This window comes from Streptomyces sp. NPDC006294 (assembly GCF_042870895.1).
In the GTDB taxonomy this organism is placed as follows: domain Bacteria; phylum Actinomycetota; class Actinomycetes; order Streptomycetales; family Streptomycetaceae; genus Streptomyces.
Window position 1 is genome coordinate 327,793 of record NZ_JBIAHV010000007.1, and the last position, 22,389, is coordinate 350,181.

Consider the following 22,389-nt stretch of genomic DNA (forward strand, 5'->3'; position numbering starts at 1 on the left):
GGGTGTTGACGCGCGTTGACCGCCACGACAGGCTCTCCTCTGCACCTGGTTCCCGCGAGTACCGCCCCCACGGCACGGAGGTCCGATGCTGAGACGTACGGTTCGACTCCTGGTATCCATTGTCATGCTCATGGCCGCAAGTACGGCCGGTGTCATGGCGACGGCCGGTCCCGCGCAGGCCGACTCCTGCTACACCTGGTCCCGCACCCTCTCCCAGGGCGCCTCGGGATCGGATGTCTCGCAACTGCAGATCCGTGTCGGCGGCTACCCCGGCTACGGCAACGTCCTCGCCGTCGACGGCCAGTACGGCCCGGCCACCGCCGCGGCGGTCAAGCGCTTCCAGTCCGCCTACGGCCTGGCCGCGGACGGCGTGGCCGGTCCCGCCACCTTCAGCAAGATCTACGCCCTGCAGGACGCCGACTGCACGCCGGCCCACTTCAGCTACGCCGAGCTGAACCGCTGCAACTCCACCTGGTCCGGCGGTGCGGTCAGCGCCGCCACGGCCAAGTCCAACGCCCTGCGCGCCATGTGGAAGCTGGAGGCGATGCGGCACGCGCTGGGCGACCAGCCCATCCGGGTCACCAGCGGCTTCCGCTCCTACTCCTGCAACAGCGCGGTGGGCGGTTCGTCCAGCAGCCGTCATCTGTACGGTGACGGCGTCGACCTCGGCGCCGGATCGCACTCCCTGTGCAAGATGGCCCAGCAGGCCCGCCACCACGGCTTCCGGGGCATCCTCGGCCCCGGCTACCCGGGCCACAACGACCACACCCACGTCGACCACCGGTCGAGCCGGTTCTGGTCCGCGTCCAGCTGCGGTATCTGACCCACACCACCGCGGCCCGCGCCTCCCCCCGTGAGAGGCGCGGGCCGCGACGGCGTTCAACGGGTCAGAAGTCCTCGTCGAGGTCCACCGATCCCTCCACGGCCACCTGGTAGGCGGACGGGCGGCGCTCGAAGAAGTTCGTCAGCTCCTGGACGCCCTGCAACTCCATGAAGGAGAACGGGTTCTCGGAGCCGTACACAGGGGCGAAGCCGAGCCGGGTGAGGCGCTGGTCGGCGACGCACTGGAGGTACTCGCGCATCGACTCCGTGTTCATGCCCGGCAGGCCGTCGCCGCACAGGTCGCGGCCGAACTGCAGCTCCGCCTCCACGGCCTCCGCGAGCATGTCGGTGACCTGCCGGCGCAGCTCGTCGTCGAAGAGGTCCGGCTCCTCCTTGCGGACGGTGTCCACGACCTCGAAGGCGAAGTTCATGTGCATCGTCTCGTCACGGAACACCCAGTTGGTGCCGGTGGCCAGACCGTGCAGCAGTCCGCGCGAGCGGAACCAGTACACGTAGGCGAACGCCCCGTAGAAGAACAGGCCCTCGATGCAGGCCGCGAAGCAGATCAGGTTCAGCAGGAAGCGACGCCGGTCGGACCTGGACTCCAGCCGGTCGATCTTCTCGACCCCGTCCTCTCCGTCCAACGCAGCCATCCAGCGGAAGCAGAACTGCGCCTTCTCGCGGATCGACGGGATGTTCTCGACGGCGTCGAACGCCGCGGCCCGGTCGGCCGGGTCGGGCAGATAGGTGTCCAGCAGCGTCAGATAGAACTGGACGTGCACGGCCTCCTCGAACAGCTGGCGCGACAGATACAGCCGCGCCTCCGGGGAGTTGATGTGCTTGTAGAGGGTGAGCACCAGGTTGTTCGCGACGATCGAGTCGCCCGTCGCGAAGAACGCGACCAGCCGGCCGATCAGATGCTGCTCGGCGGGGGTGAGCTTGGCCAGGTCGGCGACGTCGGAGTGGAGGTCGACCTCCTCCACGTGCCAGGTGTTCTTGATGGCGTCCCGGTAGCGCTCGTAGAAGTCCGGATAGCGCATGGGCCGGAGGGTGAGTTCGAAGCCAGGGTCGAGCAGGTTCTTGACGGGTGCGCCGGTGTCGGTGGAGCTCATTACTGGCAGGCCTCGCAGGACTCGGGGTTCTCCAGGGAGCAGGCGACGGCCTCTTCGGGGGTCGCCTGCGCGGGGACGGGAACGGCCGCGGACGCGGCGCGTGCGATACGGGTCGCCGGGCGCGAGCGCAGGTAGTAGGTCGTCTTCAGACCCTGCTTCCAGGCGTACGCGTACATCGAGCTGAGCTTGCCGATGGTCGGCGTCTCCAGGAACAGGTTCAGCGACTGGCTCTGGTCCAGGAACGGCGTACGCGCGGCCGCCATGTCGATCAGGCCGCGCTGCGGGATCTCCCAGGCCGTGCGGTACAGGGCCCGTACGTCGGCCGGGACCCAGCCGAAGCCCTGCACCGAGCCGTTCGCGTCGCGCAGGGCCTCCCGGGTCCGCGCGTCCCAGCCGCCGAGCTTCTTCAGTTCGGCCACGAGGTAGGAGTTGACCTGGAGGAACTCGCCGCTGAGGGTCTCGCGCTTGAAGAGGTTGGACACCTGCGGCTCGATGCACTCGTACACGCCGGCGATCGAGGCGATGGTGGCGGTCGGCGCGATGGCGAGCAGCAGGGAGTTGCGCATGCCGACGTCGGCGATCCTGGCACGCAGCGCGTCCCAGCGCTCCGGCCAGTTGAGCGCGGTGCCGTAGTGGTCGGGATGCAGCACGCCGCGCGCCGTGCGGGTCTCGGACCAGGCCGGCAGGGGGCCGTCGCGCTCGGCGAGGTCGCAGGACGCCTCGTACGCCGCGAGCATGATCCGCTCGGCGATCCGGGTCGACAGGGCCTTCGCCTCGGGGGAGTCGAAGGGCAGCCGCAGCTTGAAGAAGACGTCCTGCAGGCCCATCGCGCCCAGGCCCACCGGGCGCCAACGGGCGTTGGACCGGCCGGCCTGCTCGGTCGGGTAGAAGTTGATGTCGACGACCCGGTCGAGGAAGGTCACCGCCGTGCGGACGGTCTCGTCCAGCCGCTCCCAGTCGATGCCGTCGCCGCCGGCTCCCGCGTCGACGAACGCTCCCAGGTTGACCGAGCCCAGGTTGCAGACGGCCGTCTCGCCGTCGTTCGTCACCTCGAGGATCTCGGTGCACAGGTTGGAGGAGTGGACGACCCGGCCGGGCTCCGCCGTCTGGTTGGCGGTGCGGTTGGCGGCGTCCTTGAAGGTCATCCAGCCGTTGCCGGTCTGTGCGAGGGTCCGCATCATCCGCCCGTACAGCTCACGGGCCGGGACCGACTTGCGGGCCAGCCCGGCGGCCTCCGCCCGCCGGTACGCAACGTCGAACTCGTCGCCCCACAGGTCGACCAGCTCGGGCACGTCGGCCGGGGAGAACAGCGACCACTCGGTGTCCGACTCGACGCGCCGCATGAACTCGTCGGGAACCCAGTGCGCGAGGTTCAGGTTGTGCGTACGGCGGGCGTCCTCACCGGTGTTGTCGCGCAGCTCCAGGAACTCCTCGACGTCCGCGTGCCAGGTCTCCAGGTAGATCGCGGCCGCGCCCTTGCGCCGGCCGCCCTGGTTCACCGCGGCGACGGAGGCGTCGAGAGTCTTGAGGAACGGGACGATCCCGTTGGAGTGCCCGTTGGTGCCCCGGATGAGCGAACCGCGGGCGCGGATGCGGGAGTACGAGAGGCCGATGCCGCCGGCGTGCTTGGAGAGGCGGGCGACCTGGTGGTAGCGGTCGTAGATCGAGTCCAGCTCGTCGAGCGGCGAGTCCAGCAGATAGCAGGACGACATCTGCGGGTGGCGGGTGCCGGAGTTGAAGAGCGTGGGGGAGGACGGCAGATAGTCGAGCCGGCTCATCAGCCGGTACAGCGCGGCCACTTCGTCCACCGAGCGCGCGGTGTCGTCCGCGGCGAGGCCGGACGCGACCCGCAGCATGAAGTGCTGGGGGGTCTCGATCACCTGGCGGGTGATCGGGTGCCGCAGCAGATAGCGGCTGTAGAGCGTCCGCAGGCCGAAGTAGCCGAACCGGTCGTCCCCCTCGGGATCGATCAGCGCGTCGAGCCGGTCCGCGTGCAGTGCGACGAACGAGGCCGTGCGGTCGGCGATCAGGCCCTCGCGGTGGCCGACCGCGACCGAGGCGGAGAAGCACACCGCGCCCTGCCCGGCGGCCTCCTTCGCGATCGTGCGGGCGAGCAGACGCGCGGCGAGCTTGGAGTACGCGGGGTCCTCGGAGATGAGGCCCGCGGCGGCGTCGGTGGCGAGGGAGCGCAGTTCGGCCTCGTCGGACCCGGCGTGCCGGCCGCGCAGCGCGGCGGCGGCGACCCTGCCCGGGTCGGTGTCGGCCAGGTCGGCCGTGAGGTCCGTCAGGAGCCGCAGCAGCACGGTCCCGGGGCCGTCCTGCTGGGTCGCTGAAGCCGGATCGGCTGGCGCGATGGTCATGTGGTGCTCTCCCTCGCTCGGCTCTGGACCGGCGGGAGGCGGGGGCCGTGGCGGCGCGTACCTGGGCAGCACGGCGCACGGCGTCCACCGGCCCAACCGCGAGGCCCGGACGTCTGGCATCCGGATCGGTCGAACCGGATGCGCCGTCGGCAGGTCGTCGGACTCGAAACGGGTACGGCAAAGCGCACCGGATCACACCGTTGCGGGACAGTTCCGGATTCGCACCGGATTCCCCTGCAGTGACAGCGAGATGAGCATACATGTGGGGGCGGGTCGGGAGTGCCACCCCCACATGTTGTGTCTGCGGGTCGGAAGTTGAGGTGACGGTCCACCGCGATGCGCGAAGGGGCCGCCGGGAGATCCGGCGGCCCCTTCACGGTCGTGCGCGGTGTCAGTGACCGCCGGGCGCGCCCGCCGTGGCCGGCGGGAGCTCGACCTTGACGCCCGGGTCGCCCGCGTCCGCGGTGTAGTCGGACGGGCTGGTCTCGTCGATGCCGTCGGGGGCCTTGGCCGCCCGCATGACGAAGGTGAGGACCACGGTCACGACCACGTTCAGCACGAACGCGGTGAGACCGATGTAGCCGATCTGGCCGATGAACGGGATCGCGTCGGACGAGCCGCCGAAGTGCTTCTGCGTCGGGCTGGCGACGTTGTAGGCGGAGATGGTGCCGTAGAGCATGCCGACCGCCCAGCCGCCGATCAGCGCCCAGCGGTGGAACCAGCGGGTGAACAGACCGCCGACCAGCGCCGGGAACGTCTGCAGGATCCAGATACCGCCCAGCAGCTGGAAGTTGATCGCCACGGTCTTGTCCATGGTGAGGACGAAGACCAGGGCGCCCACCTTCACCAGCAGCGAGACCAGCTTGGAGACCTTGGTCTCCTGGGCCGGGGTCGCGTCGGGCCGGATGAAGTCCTTGTAGATGTTCCGGGTGAACAGGTTGGCCGCGGCGATCGACATGATGGCCGCGGGAACCAGCGCGCCGATGCCGATGGCGGCGAAGGCGACGCCCGCGAACCAGTCGGGGAACATGTTCTCGAACAGCTGCGGGATGGCCAGCTGGCCGTTCTTGACGTTCACCCCGGCCGCGATCGCCATGAAGCCGAGCAGCGCCAGCAGTCCGAGCATCACGGAATACAGCGGCAGGATCGTGGTGTTGCGGCGGATCACCTCACGGCTGCGCGAGGACAGCGTCGCCGTGATGGAGTGCGGGTACATGAAGAGGGCCAGCGCGGAGCCGAACGCCAGCGTGGCGTAGCCCCAGTGGGCCATCTCCCCGGGCACCAGCGCGCCGGTGGGCTTGCCCGTAGCCTCGTTGACCTGCGAGAACTTCTCCCCGGCCGCGGCGAAGATATTGTCGAAGCCGCCCAGCTTGATCGGGATGTAGATGATCGCCACCGCGATGACGATGTAAATCAGGGTGTCCTTGACGAACGCGATGAGCGCCGGCGCACGCAGTCCCGAGGAGTACGTGTAGGCCGCCAGCACACCGAAGGCGATCAGCAGCGGCAGGTCCTTGACGAACCAGTTGGTGGTCTCGCCGCCGCCGACGCCCATCACGTCGAGCACGGCCTGGATGCCGACCAGCTGGAGCGCGATGTACGGCATCGTGGCGAGGATGCCGGTGAGCGCGACCGCCAGCGACAGGCCCTTGGAGCCGAAGCGGCCGCGGACGAAGTCGGAGGTCGTCACGTATCCGTGCTTGTGCGACACCGACCACAGACGCGGCAGGAACGTGAAGATCAGCGGGTAGACGAGGATCGTGTACGGGACCGCGAAGAAGCCGGCCGCGCCCGCCGCGTAGATGGCCGCCGGCACGGCGACGAAGGTGTACGCGGTGTACAGGTCGCCGCCGAGCAGGAACCAGGTCACCCAGGTGCCGAACGAGCGGCCGCCGAGGCCCCATTCGTCGAGGGTGTTCTCGTTCGCGGCCCTGCGCCAGCGCGCGGCCAGGAAGCCCATGACCGTGACGGCCACGAAGAAGAAGATGAAGACGGCGAGTGCGACGCCGTTCACGCCGTCCTTCACTGCGACGCACCCCCCTTGCGGCCGCGCTGGTCACGCTGCCACAGCTTGTAGGCGGTCATCGTCAGGACCGCCGAGATCAGCACCCAGAGCATCTGGTACCAGTAGAAGAACGGCATGCCGATGAAAGTCGGTTCGACCTTCGCGTAGGAGCCGACCCAGAGCATCGCCACGAAAGGCGCGAAGAGGCAGAGGGCGATGATCACGCGTACCGGTGTGACGACCGGTTGTTTCGCTTCGGGCGCTTGTGGCGCTTCGGGCGCATCGGGTGCTGCTGACATGCGACTCCGTCCCCTCACTGCTCACTTGTAATGCGCACGAAATCTAGGCGAGGCGTTCTCGTGGAGTCACCCCCAGTCCGTATATCGGTACGGCAAAGACTTGGCTACGGGGTGCCCAAAACATGACATGGCGCCGCAACAGGTTGCGGCGCCATGTATGTCGGGGTGGTCTGCGGGTCAGCCGTTCGGACACTTGAGCCTCGCCACGCGGCGCATTCCCGGGAGGCAACCCCCGGACCCCCGGCAATGTCCCGTGCCGGACCCGGGTCAGCCGTTCGGGCGCTTGAGCCTCGCCACGCGGCGCATTCCCGGGGGGCAACCCCCGGACCCCCGGCAATGTCCCGTGCCGGACCCGGGTCAGCCGTTCGGGCGCTTGAGCCTCGCCACGAACTTGTAGCGGTCGCCCCGGTAGACCGAGCGGACCCACTCCACGGGCTCACCCCGGGCGTCCAGCGAGTGGCGCGAGAGCATCAGCATCGGCAGGCCCACGTCCGTGCCGAGCAGTCCCGCCTCGCGCGGGGTGGCGAGCGAGGTCTCGATCGTCTCCTCGGCCTCCGCGAGATGGACGTCGTACACCTCGGCCAGTGCCGTGTAGAGCGAGGTGTACTTGACCAGGCTGCGGCGCAGCGCCGGGAAGCGCTTGGCGGACAGATGCGTGGTCTCGATGGCCATCGGCTCGCCGCTGGCCAGCCGCAGCCGCTCGATGCGCAGCACGCGGCCGCCCGCCGCGATGTCCAGCAGCCCGGCCAGGGTGTCGTCGGCTGTGACGTATCCGATGTCCAGCAGCTGAGACGTGGGCTCCAGACCCTGTGCACGCATGTCCTCGGTGTACGAGGTGAGCTGCAGCGCCTGCGAGACCTTGGGCTTGGCGACGAACGTGCCCTTGCCCTGGATGCGTTCGAGCCGGCCCTCGACGACCAGTTCCTGGAGCGCCTGGCGGACCGTGGTGCGGGAGGTGTCGAACTCCGCGGCCAGCGTCCGTTCCGGCGGCACGGGGGTGCCGGGCGGCAGGGTCTCCGTCATGTCCAGCAAGTGGCGCTTGAGCCGGTAGTACTTGGGCACGCGCGCGGTACGCGTCTGCGCTGTGCCCTCCGCCTCGGTGCCGCCGCCCCCGTCCGTGGTCATGGCCCGCCTTCCCGACTGCTGTGCTCCTGCCGTCACCGGCTCCTCCGATTGCTGCGGCTCACATGGTGGCACGGACCGGTCACGGGTCGTCGCCCTCCCTCAGGTGTCGGTCCGATAACGGACACGACAGCCCTTCTTATACACCCTTGACACCCCTAAAGGTCTAGGCCAAGCTCCCGGTACTGGTCTAAACCATTAACGATCAGGTCCCGGCCCCAGGGCAGAATCTCGGCGCGTGTCCGTCAAGTGCAGCGCGACTCCCGGGTGGTGGGGGGGCAACTCTTGCATCCCTTTGAGGAGGGTGGCGTGAAGCGCAAGCTCATAGCAGCAGTTGGTGCGGTGGCCATGATGGCTTCGGTCGCGGCGTGTGGATCGGACGGAGGTGACAACGCCTCCAAGGAGCCCAAGGACCGCAAGGAGACGCTCACCGTCTGGCTGATGGTCGACGCGCAGAGCACCTGGCCCGAGCTGGTCAAGGACGTCAACGCCCAGTTCAACAAGAAGTACCCGGGCGTGAAGGTCGACGTCCAGTACCAGCAGTGGGCGGACAAGGCGAAGAAGCTCGACACGGCGCTGGGCGGCGACAAGTTCCCGGACGTCGTCGAGCTCGGCAACACCGAGACGATGCAGTACATCCTCAACGGGGCGCTCGCGGAGATCGACCCGAAGAAGTACGACAACTCCGACACCTGGATCCAGGGTCTGAAGGACACCTGCACCTTCGAGGGCAAGCAGTTCTGCGTGCCCTACTACGCCGGCGCCCGGGTGGCCATCTACAACACCGACATGTTCAAGCAGGGTGCGGGCACCGAGAAGCTGCCCCAGACCGAGGACGAGCTCCTCACCGCCCTGGACAAGGTCACGGCCGAGTACGGCGAGAAGGACAAGCGCTTCTCGTCCCTCTACCTGCCGGGCCGCTACTGGTACGCCGCCATGTCGTACGTCGCCGCCTACGACGGCAAGATCGCCGAGTACGACGAGGGCTCGAAGGAGTGGAAGGCCTCGCTGTCCTCGCCCGAGGCCCAGAAGGGCATTGAGCACTTCATCAACCTGGTCAAGAAGTACAACAAGGCCGACCAGACCAAGGACGAGCAGGACCACGCCAATGTGATGGCCAACGAGAAGGCGGCCCTCATCTACGGCAACGGCTGGGAGTCCGGCTCCGTCGTCGACGGCGAGAACAACGGCAACCCGAAGCTCGAGGGCAAGATCGCCACGGCCGGCATGCCCGGCCCGAACGGCAAGGCGCTGCCCTCCTTCATCGGCGGCTCCGACCTCGCCGTGGTCAGCAAGTCCAAGGTGACGGACCTCGCCCAGGAGTGGATCTCCCTCTTCACCAGCGAGAAGTCCATGGAGGTCCTCACCTCCAAGAACATCCTTCCGAACAACACCAAGCAGCTGGAGCCGCTGAAGGCGAAGCCGGAGACCGCTCCGATCGCCAACGCGGTGCCGGACGCGTGGTTCACCCCGATCGCCCCGGGCTGGACCTCGATCGAGAAGGAGGAGGTCCTGGAGAACATGCTCCTGTCCATCCTCAAGGGTGACTCCGTGGAGAAGGCCACCAAGGCGGCCGACGCCAAGATCAACGAGCTGATCAACCAGGAGTCCTGAGCCACGGGGCCCCGAGGCGCGGTGTCGCCTCGGGGTCCGCCCGGCTTTCTTGGCGGTGGCGGGGCCCCGGACCACGCGGCCTTGCCCCCGCCCTTTTCGGTGCAGAAGAAGAAACGGAAGGTCAGCCACGTGACTGCCGCCGACACCCAGGCCGCCGGCCCGCCGGTACCCGTACCACGTGCCCCGGAAGGCAAGGGCGCCGCGCCCGGCCTCCACAAAGGGGGGCCCGATTCCCGTCCGAAGAAGCGGAAGAAGGGCGCGCTCCTTCCGTATCTGCTGATCCTTCCGGCGCTGGTCGCGATCGCCGCGGTCTACGCCTTCCCGCTGGCCAAGACCGTGATCATGTCCTTCCAGGACATGGGCCGCAAGGAGCTGTGGACCGGCCAGTCGCCGCCCTGGGTCGGCTTCGAGCAGTTCACCAACATCCTCGGTGATTCCGAGTTCTGGTCGGTCACCGGCCGCACGGTCGTCTTCATGACCGTCTGCGTGACGGTCACCATGGCCGTCGGCCTGCTGCTCGCCCTGCTGATGAGCCGGCTGACCACCTGGGTCCGGCTGGTGCTGACGGCGGCGCTGGTCGCCGCCTGGTCGATGCCGCTGATGGTCGCCGCGTCGATCTTCCGCTGGCTCTCCGACTCCGACTACGGCCTCATCAACACCCTGATCGCCAAGGTCGCCGGCGAGGACTTCCTCGGCCACAACTGGTTCCTCGACCCGAAGCAGGGCTTCGCCATCATCTCCCTGCTGGTCATCTGGGGCGCCATCCCGTTCGTGGTGATCACGCTGTACGCGGCCCTCACCCAGGTGCCCAAGGAGCTGGAGGAGGCCGCCTCCCTGGACGGGGCGAACGCACCCGCCGTGTTCCGGTTCGTCACCTGGCCGGTCATCCGCCCGGTCTTCACCATGGTCGCCACCCTCTCGGTGATCTGGGACTTCAACGTCTTCGGTCAGATCTGGCTGCTGCGCGGCAACAAGCCGGAACCCGAGTACGAGACCCTCGGCCTCTACTCCTTCTCCAAGGCCTTCGAGTCCACCTCGTTCAGCCAGGGCACCGCGATCGCCCTGATCACCGTGCTGATGCTGTCCGGTGTGGCCGTGTACTACCTGCGTCAGCTGATGAAGACAGGAGAGGTCGAATGAGCACCTCCACCGCGCCCTCCACGGCCGGCGGCCGGCAGCATCTCGACCGGACGCCGCGCCGGGCACCGCAACAGGAACTGCGGCCCGACCGCAGACGCACCCGCTGGCACTACGACATCATCGGCCTGTTCGCCGCGGTGCTGATGGCCTTCCCGGTCTACTGGCTCGTCATCAGCTCCCTGCGCCCCAACCACGAGATCCGGTCCTACGACCAGACGCTGTGGCCCTCGTCGCTCACCTTCGACAACTTCGCCCGCGCGGTGGAGCAGGAGAACTTCGCGACCGCGGTCCAGTCGAGCCTCGTCGTGTCGGTCACCGCCGTCGTCGGCGGCATGATCATCGCGACCCTCGCGGCCCTCGCCATCGGCCGGTTCCGCTTCTTCGGCCGCAAGGCGCTGCTGATGGTGCTGATCCTGGTCCAGATGCTGCCGCCGACCGCGATGCTCATCCCCATCTACGCCCAGCTCAACGCCATCGGCGGACTGGACGAGTACTGGGGCCTCATCGTCGTCTACCTGGTGTCCACCCTGCCCTTCGCGGTCGTCATGATCCGCGGCTTCGTGGTGAACATCCCGGTGGAGCTCGAGGAGTCGGCGATGGTCGACGGTTGCACGCGGATGGGGGCCTTCCGCCGGGTGATCTTCCCGCTGCTCGCCCCGGGACTGGCCGCCGCGTCCATCTTCGCGCTGGTCAACGCGTGGAACGAGTACCTCTTCGCCTACATCCTGATCAACGACAACTCCAAGTACACGCTCAATGTGTGGCTGATGACCTTCACCACCGAGCGGGGTACGGACTACGGCGCGCTGATGGCCGCCTCCACCCTCATCGCCCTGCCCGTCGTGGTCTTCTTCATGATCATCCAGAAGAAGATGGCCGCGGGCCTCACCTCCGGCGCCGTGAAGGGATAACGCCACCTCATGACGACTCTGGTACGCGGAGCGGCAGGCACCCTGACCCGTGACGCGCTCACCGTCCTCCAGCCCGGTTTCGTCGGCACCAGCGCCCCGGACTGGGTGCTGAGGCGGATCGGCGAAGGGCTCTCGTCCGTCGGCCTGTTCGGCCGCAACATCACCTCGCCCGGCCAGCTGGCCGCCCTCACCGAGCGGTTGCGCGCGGAGAGGGACGACGTCCTCGTCGCCATCGACGAGGAGGGCGGTGACGTCACCCGGCTCGAAGTGACCCACGGCTCCTCGTTCCCCGGCAACTACGCGCTGGGCCGCGTGGACGACGTGGAGCTCACCCGCGCCGTGGCGAACGAAATGGGGCGCCGGCTCGCCGAGTGCGGGGTGGACCTCAACTGGGCGCCGTCCGCCGACGTCAACTCCAACCCGGACAACCCGGTCATCGGTGTCCGGTCGTTCGGCGCCGGCACCGCGCTCGCCGCCCGGCACACCGTCGCCTACGTCGAGGGCCTCCAGGCCGCCGGCGTCGCCGCCTGCACCAAGCACTTCCCCGGGCACGGCGACACCAATGTGGACTCGCACCACGCGCTGCCCCGCATCGATGTGGACCTGGACACACTGCACGCCCGTGAGCTGGCACCTTTCCGCGCCGCCATCGCCGCGGGTTCCAAAGCGGTCATGAGTGCGCATATTCTGCTGCCCGCGCTCGATCCCGACCGTCCCGCGACGCTGAGCCCGCAGATCCTCACCGGTCTGCTGCGCGAGGAGCTGGGCTATCAGGGACTGATCGTCACGGACGGCATGGAGATGCAGGCCATCTCGTCCACGTACGGCATCGAGCGCGGCTCGGTCCTCGCGATCGCCGCCGGAGCCGACGCCATCTGCGTCGGCGGCGGCCTGGCCGACGAGGAGACCGTACTGCGGCTGCGCGACGCGCTGGTCGATGCGGTGCGCGGTGGAGACCTGCCCGAGGAGCGGCTGGCCGACGCGGCGGCGCGGGTGCGCGCCCTCGCGGACTGGACGCGCCGGGCCAGGGGGGCTGCAGCAGAGCCGGGCGCGGCTTCACAGGAGGGGACCGCGCCCGGCTCCGACACGGAGATCGGCCTGGTCGCGGCGCGCCGCGCGGTGCGGGTCACCGTCGGTGACCGGCCGTACGAGCCGGTCACGAAGGCACCGTACGTCGCCACCTTCTCCGCGGCCGCCAACATCGCCGTCGGCGACGAGACGCCGTGGGGCGTGGCCGCGGAACTGGCCGCGCTGCTGCCCGGCACCGGGACCGGCACGTACGCCGACGGCGCCGGCACGCCCGGTCTGGTGTCCCGGGTGCTGGGGGCGGCGGGCGACCGCAGGATCGTCGCCGTGGTGCGCGACGTCCACCGCCACCCGTGGATGGCGAACGCCCTCGACGCGCTCCTCGCGGCGCGTCCCGACACGGTCGTCGTCGAGATGGGCCTGAACCGGGCGGCGCCCGCCGGAGCCCTGCACATCGCTACTCACGGCGCCGCCCGCGTCTGCGGGCGCGCCGCCGCGGAGGTCATCACCGGCGGAGCCACGGAGGCCGTGGCCGGGGGATGAGGCCAGGGCCCCGTCGCGGAGCGCCGCGCTCCGCTTCGGGGCCCGGAGTGCGGGCCGGACCGCGGGAACCGTGATCGCGACGGGCGGGTGTGATGAGGGGCCCGCCCGTCGTTCACGAACCGGTACCCGGGCCGGCTTCATACTTCGCCGATTCATAAGTATGGTGGCGGAACTAAACTCAGCCGAAGCATGGACAGCCCGAATGGTCTAGTCCACAATTGAGTTTGCACAAGCCTCCGCCCTCCCCGCACAGGAGGGTGGAACGAGGTCCCCGGCGCTCTCTGCCCTGACTGCGCCGAGACCTCCACGGCCGACCGGGACCGCACACCCTTCGGCCGCGCAACTCCGGGCTGCGGTGCCGGACGGGTCGAGGGTCCCGTCGCGGCGCCGCGGCCCGCGGGTACCCTCGCTGACGTGCCCTCCATGAACGAGCTCGTCCGCCAGCACACCGCTCTGAGTGAGTCCGACCTCGAGTGGCTCCACCTGCTGGTCTCGGAGTGGCAGCTGCTCTCCGACCTCTCCTTCGCCGACCTCGTGCTGTGGGTCCCCACCCGCGACGGCACGCGGTACGTCTCCGTCGCCCAGATGCGGCCCAACACGGGCCCCACCTCGTACCAGGACGACATGGTCGGCCACCTCGTCCCGCGCGGCCGGCGCCCGCTGCTGGACGCCGCGCTGGACGAGGGCCGGATCGTGCGCGAGGGCGACCCCGAGTGGCGCGAGGAGGTGCCCGTACGGGTCGAGTCCATCCCCGTGCGGCGGGAGGGCCGGGTGCTCGGCGTCATCGCTCGCAACACCAATCTGCTCACCGTGCGCACCCCGTCACGGCTGGAGCTCACCTATCTCCAGTCCGCCTCCGACCTCGCGCAGATGATCGCTGCCGGAACGTTTCCCTTCCCGGAGGAGCAGGTCGAGATGGACTCCTCCCCGCGCGCCGGGGACGGGCTCATCCGCCTCGACGCGGACGGCATCGTCCAGTACGCCAGCCCCAACGGCCTCTCCGCCTACCACCGGCTGGGCCTCGCCTCCGACCTGGTCGGCCAGCACCTGGGCCGACTCACCGCCGAACTCGCGCCCTCCCGCGGCCCGGTCGACGAGGCCCTGGCCAAGATCGCCAGCGGCTACGCGCCGCGCGAGACGGAGGTCGAGGGCAACGGCGGGGTCATCCAGCTCCGGGCGATCCCGCTCAAGCCCAAGGGCGTACGGATCGGTTCGCTGGTGCTGCTCCGGGACGTCACCGAACTGCGCCGCCGCGAGCGCGAGTTGATCACCAAGGACGCGACCATCCGGGAGATCCATCACCGGGTCAAGAACAACCTCCAGACGGTCGCAGCCCTGTTGCGCCTCCAGTCGCGCCGGATGGACTCCGTCCGCGGCCGTGAAGCCCTCAACGAGGCGGTCCGGCGCGTCGGTTCCATCGCCATCGTGCATGAGACGCTGTCCCAGAATCTGGACGAGCGGGTGGAGTTCGACGACATCGCGGACCGGGTGATCGCGATGGTGGCGGAGATCTCACCCGGCAAGGTCGACTGCCGGCGCACGGGCCGCTTCGGCATCCTCGACGCCGAGATCGCCACACCGCTGTCCATGGTCCTCACCGAGATCCTGCAGAACGCCCTCGAGCACGGCTTCGCCCAGGGGGAGTCGGGCTCGGTGGAGGTCGCGGCGGTCCGCGGCGAGACGCGCGCGCAGGGCTCCCGGCTGCTGATCACCGTCCAGGACGACGGGGCGGGCCTGCCGGAGGGCTTCGACCCGCAGCGGGCCGGCAATCTGGGGCTCCAGATCGTCAGGACCCTGGTCGAGGGGGAGTTGGGCGGCTCGTTCGACATGCTCCGGGTCCCGGCGCCGGGGCGCGGCACCCGGGTCGTGCTGGACGTCCCCGTACCCGAGAAGCGCTGACCCGGGCGGCGGGTCCTGCTCCTGTGCACAGCGAAGAGCCCCGGACCGTGTGGAACGGTCCGGGGCTCGAAGCTCACGTGCTCGCATGTGCGATGCGCATTGGGGGTACTGCGCGCTGCGGCTCGAAGGCGGTGAGTGCGTACTCGCTGTACGCGCCGCCGGCGGAGGCCGGTAGCGGGGTGGCGTCAGGCGCTGGCGTTACGCGCCCGGTTGCGAGCGGCGCGGCGCTTCATCGCGCGGCGCTCGTCCTCGCTGAGGCCACCCCAGACGCCGGAGTCCTGGCCGGACTCGAGCGCCCACTGCAGGCACTGCTCCATGACGGGGCAGCGACGGCAGACGGCCTTGGCTTCCTCGATCTGCAGCAGCGCAGGACCGGTGTTGCCGATGGGGAAGAACAGCTCGGGGTCTTCCTCGCGGCAAACGGCGTTGTGACGCCAGTCCATGGCTGCTACCTCTCCTTGGTATTACGTTCAGGTTGCTTGTGAATGTGAACGCTTTCACGAATCCCCCCGTGAGGGAAGGGCCGATCGCCAGTTGCCCGGCGTTGGGTCCTGGATTCGTGGAAGGGGTTCCGGCGGTCTGTGGGGCCGATGTTGCGGGCCGTCCCGATCGCCATGTAGAGATTCGCAAACCTCGGCGGCGGATACAACCCCTTCCGGAAAGTTTTTTTTGATTCCTCGGTGTCGACTAGGTCACAGCCGTACTTCTATGGGGTGGACCGCAGTCCATACGTTCGAGATAAAGGACTTTCGGTCCTTCTGGTCACACAATCACACGCAGTGCACGGCGTACGCCTGTGAACGCGACGCTCGTACGCAGCCCCAGGTGGTCGCCGTCCATCTGGAAGGGCAACGGGACCTTTGAATGCAAGGTGAAGTCGGTCTGGTCGTGAAGTGTAAGTGCGTGCTTTCCGCGCGGGCCGCGCTCCGGGCTCGAAGTCAGCAGCTGAGTCCCGTAACGGGCCACCGCGGGGGTCGACATCTTCGTCAGACCGAGCACGTCGAGAGCCGTGTCGAAGGAGGCCTTCGGGGACGCGTAGACCGGGCGATTGCCCAGGTAGGTCCAGGGGGAGGTGTTGCAGACTATGGACAGCACCAGGCCCGCCACGGGGTCCGCGCCGGGCCGCTCCAGGGTGATCGTTCCGTGGCGGCGGTGCGGGTCGTCGAGGAACTGGCGCAGCACCTGCCGGACGTAGAGCGAATGCGTCGAACGCTTTCCGCGTTCGCGGTGCTGTTCGACCCGGCCGACGACACCGGCGTCGAAGCCGAGCCCGGCGCAGAAGGTGAACCAGCGCGGCGGGACGCCCTCGTCCTCGGTCCCGGGCACGCCGGCCGCCAGCCCGAGACCGACCGTCTGCTCCGTCCGGTCGCGCAGCGCGTCCAGGATCGCGCCGGTCGCCTCGACGGCGTCGTTCGGCAGCCCGAGCGCACGGGCGAACACGTTCGTGGAGCCGCCCGGGACGACGGCGAGCCGGGGGAGCCGGTCGGGGTCCGGACCGTTGTGGAGCAGTCCGTTCACGACCTCGTTGACCGTGCCGTCGCCGCCGAGGGCGACGACGAGGTCGATGTCACTGGACTCCGCGGCGCGGCGGCCGAGGTCGCGGGCGTGGCCGCGGTACTCCGTCGTGACCGCCTCGATCTTCATCTCGCTCGCGAGCGCGTGGATCAGCACGTCGCGCGTGCGGGCACTGGTGGTGGTTGCTGCCGGATTGACCACGAGAAGTGCGCGCATGCGATGCAGCGTACCTACTGGGGGGTACCTGGCCCAGCCCGGGCCTTATGGGGCCGGCGCCGTCGGAACTGCGCGCGGCCGCGGATTGCGGGGCTAAGCGCGGCCGCGGATGCCGAGGGCTTCCGCCGTCGTCGGGTTCACCAGCAGCACCAGGCCCGTCACCGCGACCGCCGCCAGCACCACGCCCAGCGGGATCAGCCCGCCCGACGCGCGCAGCAGCGTCCATGCCGGGATCAGCGCGATGAGCTGCGTGATGATCGCCGGTCCGCGGCTCCAGCTGCGCTGCCGCAGCAGCCCGCGCGCGGCGGCGAGCGGGATCACGCCGAGCGCCATGAGCGTCAGGCCGCCCATCTCCGCCTGCGAGGCGCTGTCGGACCGCCCGAGCACCCCCATCACCAGCATGTACACGCCCCCGACCTCCAGCGCCAGCGCCTCGGCGGCGCACACCGCGGCGGCGGCGGTCAGGCGGGGTGGCCGGGAGGGGAGGTCGGGGTGGGATGTCTGGTCGTCACTGCTCACCCCTGCAGGGTAGCCGTCCCACGAGGGCACCCCGCGGGCCCCCGGCCTGGCCTGCGCCTGGTCCGGTCCGGCCCGGCGTGCGCCTGCGCCTGGTCCGGTCCGGCTCGGCCTGGTCCGGCTCGGCCTGGTCTGCCCGGCATGGCCCGGCCCGGCCCGGTCTGCGCGGGCGGCCGGCCCCGGGGCGGCGGCCTGGCTCTGCGGGTGGGTGGTGCGGGGGCCGGGGCCTCCGGAGGGGGGTGTCCGGAATGGCTGGCCTCACCGCGCTTCGCGCGAGCTGCGACGCTTTACTTCCGGACACCCCCTCCCGCGACCCCGACTCCCTCATGCCGGTCCTGCCCGTTTCGCCCGGTGGTCGCCCCACGGGGCCGGTGGCTCTTTCCCCGCCAGGGTCGGCCCACGCCGGTTTCCGTCCGACGGGGGTCCTCTCAAGGGCTGAGCCCGGCCCGGGTTCACAGCCCGCGGTGCAGTGGTGCGCGTCGGGGGGCGTGTGCCTGCGGGGTCCGGGGCGCAGCCCCGGTTCCGGGAAGGGGCGGGGTGGGGGCATCTCCCCACCCGCACCCATCCCACCGGTGGGGGGCGAAAACCGCCGCCCCGGGCCAGGGGATGCGCAGGGGGTGTTCGGGACGTGAGGCGTCGTTGGAACAGGGACCGGCAGGTACGGGAAAGCGGTCCCGGACGCCAGCACACAGGACCGGGCCGGGCCCGGGCACGTAACCGGGCCCGGCCCGGAAGCCGGTTACTCCTCGACGAGGAGGCGTTCGCGGAGTTGCGCCAGCGTCCGCGCCAGCAGCCGCGAGACGTGCATCTGCGAGATGCCGACCTCCTGCGCGATCTGGGACTGGGTCATGTTCCCGAAGAACCGCAGCAGCAGGATCCGCTTCTCACGCGGCGGCAGGTCCTCCAGCAGCGGCTTGAGGGACTCCCGGTACTCGACGCCCTCCAGCGCCTCGTCCTCCGCCCCCAGCGTGTCCGCCACGGCGGGGGACTCGTCGTCGGTGTCGGGGACGTCCAGGGACAGCGTGGAGTACGCGTTGGCGGACTCCAGGCCCTCCAGGACCTCTTCCTCCGAGATGCCGAGGCGCTCGGCGAGCTCGTGCACGGTCGGGGAACGGCCGTGCTGCTGGGAGAGCTCCGCGGTGGCCGTGGTCAGCGAGAGCCGCAGCTCCTGCAGGCGGCGCGGCACCCGCACCGCCCACCCCTTGTCGCGGAAGTGGCGCTTGATCTCGCCGACCACGGTCGGTGTCGCGTACGTCGAGAACTCGACGCCGCGGTCCGGGTCGAACCGGTCCACCGACTTGATCAGACCGATCGTCGCGACCTGCGTGAGGTCGTCCAGCGGTTCGCCGCGGTTGCGGAAACGCCGCGCCAGGTGCTCGACCAGCGGCAGATGCATCCGGACCAGCTGGTTGCGCAGCTCCGCCCGCTCGGGCGACCCGTCGGGCAGGGTCCGCAGGGCGATGAACATCGCCCGCGCGCCGCTGCGGTCATGGGGGTCCGGGTGCTGCTGGTGCTCGCTCATACGGTCCGCCCGCTCTGCCGAGGCCGTACGGCCCTCAGGTTCGTCCACCACCGGGTGCGGCCGCGCCTGTTGCTCCGGGATGCCGGCAGACGTGCTCAGCGCCCTGGGGCTCCGCTCCTCGTCCTCCCGCATCGAACCGTCCCCGTTTCCGCTGCTCACGCCGGCCCGGGTCCCGCGCCGCGCTGTTTGTACAGGCTGATGGCCACCGTACGGTCCTCGGCGACCGTGGAGTCGACCTTGCCGGCCAGTGCCGAGAGCACCGTCCAGGCGAACGTGTCGCGCTCAGGCGCCCGGCCGTCGGTGGTGGGTGCGGAGACCGTCACCTCCAGTGAGTCGTCGACGAGCCGGAACACACAGCTCAGAACGGATCCGGGGACGGCTTGCTGCAGCAGGATCGCGCACGCCTCGTCCACCGCGATCCGCAGGTCCTCGATCTCGTCGAGGGTGAAGTCCAAGCGCGCTGCGAGGCCGGCGGTGGCCGTTCGCAGCACGGACAGGTAGGCACCCGCAGCGGGCAGCCGGACTTCCACGAAGTCCTGGGTCCCGGGCTCGCCTGCGATATGGGACACCCTCACCTCCAAGGTGGCACAAGCTCTCTCCGGGCCGGGGGCGATGGCCCGCGGCCGTGCGTTACGTGGTCGATCACGCAGCCAGGTCTGGCCTGGCGACGCTATCGCGATCCATGGTGCCGTGTCGCCAGGACCCCATGGTGATGGCTGTCACTCAATGTAAACCGATGAACACACACAGTGGCTAGTGGTCTGCGCCTGCCAATTGCGCGGATGCGGGGGATGGTTGACGTACCCAGGCGTTACACGATCGAACCGTCCACGAAGCACCATCGCCACGGCTGTCCCGGCTCGAAACTGCGCATCACCGGGTGTGCGGTCTCCCGGAAGTGCGCGCTCGCGTGCTGCCACGGCGAGGAGTCGCAGCAGCCGACGTGACCGCACTCCAGGCAGAGCCGCAGTTGGACGGGGTGGCTGCCGGTCGCCAGGCACTCCGTACAGGTCTCGGTCAGCGGCGGCGGCTCGGGGCGCGGCAGTTCGGCTACGTGCGGGCACTCGCTCATGATTGCCAGATTACGACGTAGCCGGAGCGAGGTCGGTGTGGTGGAAGCATTGCCGCTGGTGGGGCTGATCGCCGTGAGCGCCGCGGTGGCCGGGGCGGCCCGCAGGACCCCGGTGCCGGCCCCGCTGCTGCTGGTGGCGGCGGGGCTGGTCGCCTCGTACGTACCGGGCGTCCCCGACTACCACCTCGACCCGCACATCGTGCTGCCCCTCGTGCTGCCGCCGCTGCTGCACATGGCCGCCCTGGAGAGCTCGTACCTCGACCTGCGGGCCAACATCCGTCCCGTCGCGCTGCTCTCGGTCGGCTATGTCCTGTTCGCGACGGTCGCGGTCGGCTGCCTCGCGTACCTCCTGGTGCCCGATCTGCCGCTGCCCACCGCCCTGGTGCTCGGCGCGGTGATCGCGCCCCCGGACGCCGTCGCCGCCACGGCCATCGCGCGGCGGCTCGGGCTGCCCGGCCGGATCACCACGATCCTCCAGGGCGAATCCCTGGTGAACGACGCCACCGCGATCACCGCCTACAAGGTGGCGCTGGCGGCCGCCGTCGGCGCCGGCGCGAGCTGGGGCAGCGGTCTCGAGGAGTTCGCGCTCGCCGCGCTCGGCGGTGTGGGCGTCGGCCTGGCGCTGATGCTGCCCATCCACTGGCTGCGCAGACATCTGAAGGAGGCGCTGCTGCAGAACACGCTGTCGCTGCTCATTCCGTTCATCGCCTACGCCGCCGCGGAGCAGGTCCACGCGTCCGGGGTGCTCGCGGTGGTCGTCGTCGCGCTGTACCTGGGCCATCACTCCTGGCAGGTCGACTTCGCGACCAGGCTCCAGGAGGAGGCGGTCTGGAAGATGGTCGCCTTCGTCCTGGAGTCCGCCGTCTTCGCGCTGATCGGCCTGCAACTGGCGTTCGTGGTGGAGGGACTGGGGGACTACGGCGTCGGCGAGGCGCTGCTGTACGCGGCCGGGGTGTTCGCCGCCGTGGTCGTCGTGCGGTTCGTCTGGGTGTATCCGGCGACGTTTCTGCCGCGCATGGTGTCCCGGCGGATCAGGGAACGTGAGCCGGACACCGGCTGGACCGCTCCGCTGATCGTCGGCTGGGCCGGGATGCGCGGCGTCGTGTCCCTCGCCATCGCCTTCTCCATCCCTTTGTCGACACCGGACGGCGACGCCTTCCCCGCCCGCAATCTGGTCCTGTTCCTCACCTTCACGACGGTCATCGGGACGCTGGTGGTGCAGGGACTGACACTGCCGTCGCTGATCCGCGCGCTCAGGATTCCGGGACGGGACGTCCACGCGGAGACGCTGGCCGAGGCGCAGGCCCAGAGCAAGGCGTCCGCGGCGGCCGAGCAGCGGCTGGACGAACTGCTCGACGACGAACGCAACAGGCTGCCGGAGCCGCTGGCGGACCGGCTGCGGGCGGTGCTGGCGCGCCGCAGGAACGCCGTCTGGGAAGCCTCGGCACGGTCGACGCCGCGACGGGGGAGAGCGCGGACGACACGTACCGGCGGCTGGCCAGGGAGATGATCTCCACGGAGCGCGACGTCTTCGTCGAACTGCGCGACCGGCGGGAGATCGACGACGAGATGATGCGGACCCTGCTGCGCCGGCTCGACCTGGAGGAGGCCGCCGCGTACCGGGAGGAGACGGCCTGATCCGTCACCCGGTGCGGTCGGGGGCCGATCCGTCCTCCTGGCCGGTGACGACCGCCGCGACGGCCGTACCGGGCGCGAAGGCGCCCTTCGCGGCGAGCTCCACCAGTCCGTAGAGCATCTTGGCGACGTAGACGCGCTCCACGGGCAGCCCGTGGCGGGCCCGGAAGTCCGCCGCGAACCGGTCGAGCGCCGGAGTCGTACGGGCGTATCCGCCGAAGTGGAACCGCTCGTCCAGCGACCAGTCGCCGGCCGGGCCTGCGAAGGCCGCGTCCTGGAGGGTGCGCACCGCCCCGGCCAGGAAGCCGCCCCTCAGGACCGGGAAGCCGACGGCCCGCTGTCCGTCGTCCAGGCCGGCGGCCAGCCCTGCGAGGGTGCCGCCCGTGCCGCAGGCGACGGCCACCACGTCGGCGCGGCCGCGCAGTTCGCGGCCGAGTTCGGCGCAGCCGGTGGCGGCGAGCGTGTTGCTGCCCCCCTCGGGGACCACGTACACGTCGTCCGTCGCCGCCCGCCCGAGTATCCGGGCCAGTGTTCGGGGGTCGTCCTTGGCGCGGTAGGTCGTGCGGTCCACGAACAGCAGCCGCATACCGTCGGCGGCGCACCGGGCCAGGGAGGGGTTCAGGGGGCGCGTGGCGAGTTCGTCGCCCCGTACGACGCCGATGGTGGGGAAGCCGAGGAGCCGGCCCGCGGCGGCCGTCGCGCGCAGATGGTTGGAGTAGGCGCCGCCGAACGTCAGCACCGGCCGGCCGGCGGCGGCCCGCAGATTCGGGGCCAGCTTCCGCCACTTGTTGCCCGGCAGGTCCGGGTGGATCAGGTCGTCGCGCTTGAGGAGCAGCCGCACCCCGTGCCGCGAGAAACGATCGTCCTCGACCGGCTGCAGCGGTGACGGCAGCCGGGGCCGCAGCACGGCGGCGGGCTCGGGCGGTCTGTGCGGCATGGAGTCATTCTGGCCGGACAGGCGAACGAGTCCCACTGCTGCCCAGGTCCACGGTGATTCAGTCACACTCATTTGTGTAATGGCGTACTTACAGACCGCGATGACAGGCTCTCTTCTGCAGGT

General features: G+C 69.9%; 18 protein-coding genes, 1 pseudogene and 1 riboswitch. Of the genes and pseudogenes, 7 read left to right on the forward strand and 12 right to left on the reverse strand.

Going from position 1 to position 22,389, the window contains the following annotated elements; all coding sequences use genetic code 11:
* Positions 1–85 precede the first annotated feature (85 nt).
* Positions 86–823 carry a D-Ala-D-Ala carboxypeptidase family metallohydrolase gene (locus tag ACFYOP_RS15090; RefSeq protein WP_356892255.1) on the forward strand — a complete coding sequence of 246 codons (738 nt, stop codon included), beginning with the start codon at positions 86–88 and terminating at the stop codon, positions 821–823.
* Between the two features lie 64 nt (positions 824–887).
* Here ACFYOP_RS15090 and ACFYOP_RS15095 read toward each other — a convergent pair whose 3' ends face one another.
* The 5 genes from ACFYOP_RS15095 to ACFYOP_RS15115 form a co-directional block, all read right to left on the reverse strand.
* Positions 888–1,934 (reverse strand): ribonucleotide-diphosphate reductase subunit beta, encoded by a 1,047-nt coding sequence (locus ACFYOP_RS15095; protein WP_356892253.1) that lies wholly within the window; start codon positions 1,932–1,934, stop codon positions 888–890.
* Positions 1,934–4,294, reverse strand: coding sequence for a ribonucleoside-diphosphate reductase subunit alpha (locus ACFYOP_RS15100; RefSeq protein WP_356892251.1), 2,361 nt, complete (start codon positions 4,292–4,294; stop codon positions 1,934–1,936). The genes ACFYOP_RS15095 and ACFYOP_RS15100 overlap by 1 nt, the downstream gene beginning before the upstream one ends.
* A gap of 130 nt (positions 4,295–4,424) precedes the next feature.
* Positions 4,425–4,569: riboswitch (cobalamin riboswitch) on the reverse strand.
* Between the two features lie 116 nt (positions 4,570–4,685).
* On the reverse strand, positions 4,686–6,320 hold the full coding sequence (gene mctP, locus ACFYOP_RS15105; protein WP_356892249.1) for a monocarboxylate uptake permease MctP: 1,635 nt from the start codon (positions 6,318–6,320) through the stop codon (positions 4,686–4,688).
* Positions 6,317–6,598: a DUF3311 domain-containing protein gene (locus ACFYOP_RS15110; RefSeq protein ID WP_356892247.1), complete on the reverse strand. Its 282-nt coding sequence runs from the start codon at positions 6,596–6,598 to the stop codon at positions 6,317–6,319. The genes mctP and ACFYOP_RS15110 overlap by 4 nt, the downstream gene beginning before the upstream one ends.
* 357 nt (positions 6,599–6,955) lie before the next feature.
* A complete protein-coding gene (locus ACFYOP_RS15115) occupies positions 6,956–7,723 on the reverse strand; it encodes a GntR family transcriptional regulator (protein WP_356892245.1) in 768 nt (255 codons plus the stop codon).
* A gap of 306 nt (positions 7,724–8,029) precedes the next feature.
* Between ACFYOP_RS15115 and ACFYOP_RS15120 the strand changes: the two genes are divergently transcribed.
* The 5 genes from ACFYOP_RS15120 to ACFYOP_RS15140 all read left to right on the forward strand — a co-directional run bounded on the left by ACFYOP_RS15120 (position 8,030) and on the right by ACFYOP_RS15140 (position 14,853).
* Positions 8,030–9,334 (forward strand): sugar ABC transporter substrate-binding protein, encoded by a 1,305-nt coding sequence (locus ACFYOP_RS15120; RefSeq protein ID WP_356892243.1) that lies wholly within the window; start codon positions 8,030–8,032, stop codon positions 9,332–9,334.
* 129 nt (positions 9,335–9,463) lie between these two features.
* Positions 9,464–10,474 carry an ABC transporter permease subunit gene (locus ACFYOP_RS15125; RefSeq protein ID WP_356892241.1) on the forward strand — a complete coding sequence of 337 codons (1,011 nt, stop codon included), beginning with the start codon at positions 9,464–9,466 and terminating at the stop codon, positions 10,472–10,474.
* Entirely contained in the window at positions 10,471–11,385 is a 915-nt protein-coding gene (locus ACFYOP_RS15130; RefSeq protein ID WP_356892239.1) for a carbohydrate ABC transporter permease, read from the forward strand. The genes ACFYOP_RS15125 and ACFYOP_RS15130 overlap by 4 nt, the downstream gene beginning before the upstream one ends.
* Positions 11,386–11,394: 9 nt before the next feature.
* On the forward strand, positions 11,395–12,954 hold the full coding sequence (locus tag ACFYOP_RS15135; RefSeq protein WP_356892237.1) for a glycoside hydrolase family 3 protein: 1,560 nt from the start codon (positions 11,395–11,397) through the stop codon (positions 12,952–12,954).
* Positions 12,955–13,377: 423 nt separating this feature from the next.
* Entirely contained in the window at positions 13,378–14,853 is a 1,476-nt protein-coding gene (locus tag ACFYOP_RS15140) for a PAS domain-containing sensor histidine kinase (RefSeq protein ID WP_356892560.1), read from the forward strand.
* Positions 14,854–15,038: 185 nt separating this feature from the next.
* Here ACFYOP_RS15140 and ACFYOP_RS15145 read toward each other — a convergent pair whose 3' ends face one another.
* The 6 genes from ACFYOP_RS15145 to ACFYOP_RS15170 form a co-directional block, all read right to left on the reverse strand.
* Complete coding sequence (locus ACFYOP_RS15145) at positions 15,039–15,296, reverse strand: WhiB family transcriptional regulator (protein ID WP_003953983.1); 258 nt, start codon at positions 15,294–15,296, stop codon at positions 15,039–15,041.
* A 319-nt stretch (positions 15,297–15,615) separates the two neighbouring features.
* Positions 15,616–16,584, reverse strand: coding sequence for a diacylglycerol kinase family protein (locus ACFYOP_RS15150; protein WP_356892235.1), 969 nt, complete (start codon positions 16,582–16,584; stop codon positions 15,616–15,618).
* 93 nt (positions 16,585–16,677) lie between these two features.
* A complete protein-coding gene (locus ACFYOP_RS15155; RefSeq protein ID WP_356892233.1) occupies positions 16,678–17,103 on the reverse strand; it encodes a hypothetical protein in 426 nt (141 codons plus the stop codon).
* A 736-nt stretch (positions 17,104–17,839) separates the two neighbouring features.
* Positions 17,840–18,781 carry an RNA polymerase sigma factor SigF gene (locus ACFYOP_RS15160; RefSeq protein ID WP_388451598.1) on the reverse strand — a complete coding sequence of 314 codons (942 nt, stop codon included), beginning with the start codon at positions 18,779–18,781 and terminating at the stop codon, positions 17,840–17,842.
* Positions 18,778–19,191 carry an anti-sigma regulatory factor gene (locus tag ACFYOP_RS15165; protein ID WP_356892230.1) on the reverse strand — a complete coding sequence of 138 codons (414 nt, stop codon included), beginning with the start codon at positions 19,189–19,191 and terminating at the stop codon, positions 18,778–18,780. Before ACFYOP_RS15165 ends, ACFYOP_RS15160 begins: the two co-directional genes overlap by 4 nt.
* Positions 19,192–19,433: 242 nt before the next feature.
* Positions 19,434–19,694 (reverse strand): UBP-type zinc finger domain-containing protein, encoded by a 261-nt coding sequence (locus ACFYOP_RS15170; protein WP_356892228.1) that lies wholly within the window; start codon positions 19,692–19,694, stop codon positions 19,434–19,436.
* A 40-nt stretch (positions 19,695–19,734) separates the two neighbouring features.
* Between ACFYOP_RS15170 and ACFYOP_RS15175 the strand changes: the two are divergent.
* Positions 19,735–21,332 (forward strand): annotated as a pseudogene (locus ACFYOP_RS15175) (Na+/H+ antiporter).
* Positions 21,333–21,336: 4 nt separating this feature from the next.
* On the opposite strand, the gene ACFYOP_RS15180 reads toward ACFYOP_RS15175, so the two are convergent.
* Complete coding sequence (locus ACFYOP_RS15180) at positions 21,337–22,266, reverse strand: pyridoxal-phosphate dependent enzyme (RefSeq protein WP_356892226.1); 930 nt, start codon at positions 22,264–22,266, stop codon at positions 21,337–21,339.
* Positions 22,267–22,389: the final 123 nt, after the last annotated feature.